The sequence below is a fragment of the uncultured Senegalimassilia sp. genome, from assembly GCF_934632265.1.
In the GTDB taxonomy this organism is placed as follows: domain Bacteria; phylum Actinomycetota; class Coriobacteriia; order Coriobacteriales; family Eggerthellaceae; genus Senegalimassilia.
On record NZ_CAKTYH010000211.1, the window covers coordinates 1 to 1,578 of the forward strand.

The window sequence follows — 1,578 nt, forward strand, 5'->3', positions numbered from 1 at the left end:
CAAGCGCCTCACGCGCCGCATCGTATGCCCTGCCCTGGTCGGCCTTCGACACGACGTGCGTGGTGCGACGGGCCGAATCGTTGGGACGGTGCTTGATATAGGACAGCGTCATATCGCCGAACACGGCAAGCGCGAGCGTGCGCGGAATGGGCGTGGCGGTAAGGTAGAGCGCATCGGGCGCCTTGCCTTTGGAGAGAAGCGCCGCGCGCTGCTCCACGCCGAAGCGCTGCTGCTCGTCGATGACCGCGAGCGTGAGCCGGCTGAAGCGCACATCGGGCTCGAGCAGGGCGTGCGTGCCGATGAGCACGCAGATACCGCCGTCGGCGGCGCCTTCGAGCAGACGGGCGCGCTCGTCATCGGGCGTGGAACCGGTGAGCAGGCCCCAGGTGACGCCCACCTCGTCGAACCACTTCCCCAGCGATGCGGCATGCTGGCGCGCGAGCACCTCGGTGGGCGCCATGAGCGCCGCCTGGGTGCCGGTGTCGGCTACCGCGGCAAGGGCGAACGCCGCGACGGCGGTTTTGCCCGTGCCCACGTCGCCGAGCAGCATGTGGTTGGCCATTTCGGGCGCCGCCATGCGCTCGAGGATGTCGGCGCGAGCCTGCTGCTGCTCCTCGGTAAGGGTGAACGGCATGACGCAATCGAGCGCCGCCGCGCACGGGCCGTCGACCACATGCGCCACCGGCCGCGCACCGGCCGCGCGCTGCGCAGCTTGCGACATAAGGGCGAGCTCGAGCAGCAGCAGCTCCTCGTATACCAGGCGGCGGCGCGCTTCGGCGACCTCTTCCATGGCATGCGGGAAGTGGATGCACGACAGCGCCTGGCCGCGGGCCATGAGCCGGTACCGCACGCGCAAATCGAGCGGCAGCGGATCGTAGCAGCCTTGCACGGCATCGAGCGCGTTTCCCACCAGACGGCGCATCCATGCAGCCGAGATCTTCTCGCACGCCGGATGCACGGGGATGATCATGCCCTCGGCCATCTGGCCGTCGCCGAGCTGCTCGATATAGGGGTTCACCATGCGCTTGAAGCCGTAGTCGAACTCCACCTTGCCGGCAACGGCGATGCCCATGCCGGGCTTGAGCTGGTCTTTCAGCCAAGGCTGGCGAAAGCACGTGACCATGAGCACGCCGGATGCATCCACCACCGCGATCTCGACCAAGGTAAGGTTGGGGCGCGGGCGCTTGAGCTTGACCTCGTGGACGGACCCCTGGATAGTGCACGACCCGCCGATGCGCGCACCGGCGACGGTCTCGCGCTTCGACAGGTCGATATAGCGTCGGGGAAAGTGCGTGAGCAGGTCGCGGACCGTGCGCACGCCCAAACCCGCAAGCGCCTGCGCGCGAGCCGGGCTGACCAGCTTCACGCGCGACGCGGGTTCATCTAAGGCTAGAGTTGCTGCGAGCCTATCGGCCACGTTGCCGCCCTACTCCACGGAGAAGACGATGGGATACAGGGGCTGATCGCCGCGGTGCGCGTCGATCTCCAGATCCTCGTAGGCTTGCTCGATGCGCTCCTGCAGCGCCTGGAAGTCCTCATCGGAGAGGTCTTCGCCGGCAAGCAGCGTGCAGGTGTCGC

The 1,578-nt window shown here is 67.8% G+C and carries 2 protein-coding genes; both read right to left on the bottom strand.

Features of this window, described 5'->3' with window-relative positions; translation table 11 throughout:
• Positions 1 to 1,417 (bottom strand): DEAD/DEAH box helicase (locus Q0H50_RS09545; RefSeq protein WP_294421717.1); only part of this gene is annotated, 1,417 nt, incomplete at its 3' end.
• 9 nt (positions 1,418 to 1,426) lie between these two features.
• A partial coding sequence (locus Q0H50_RS09550) for a hypothetical protein (protein ID WP_294421718.1) occupies positions 1,427 to 1,578 on the bottom strand: 152 nt, incomplete at its 5' end.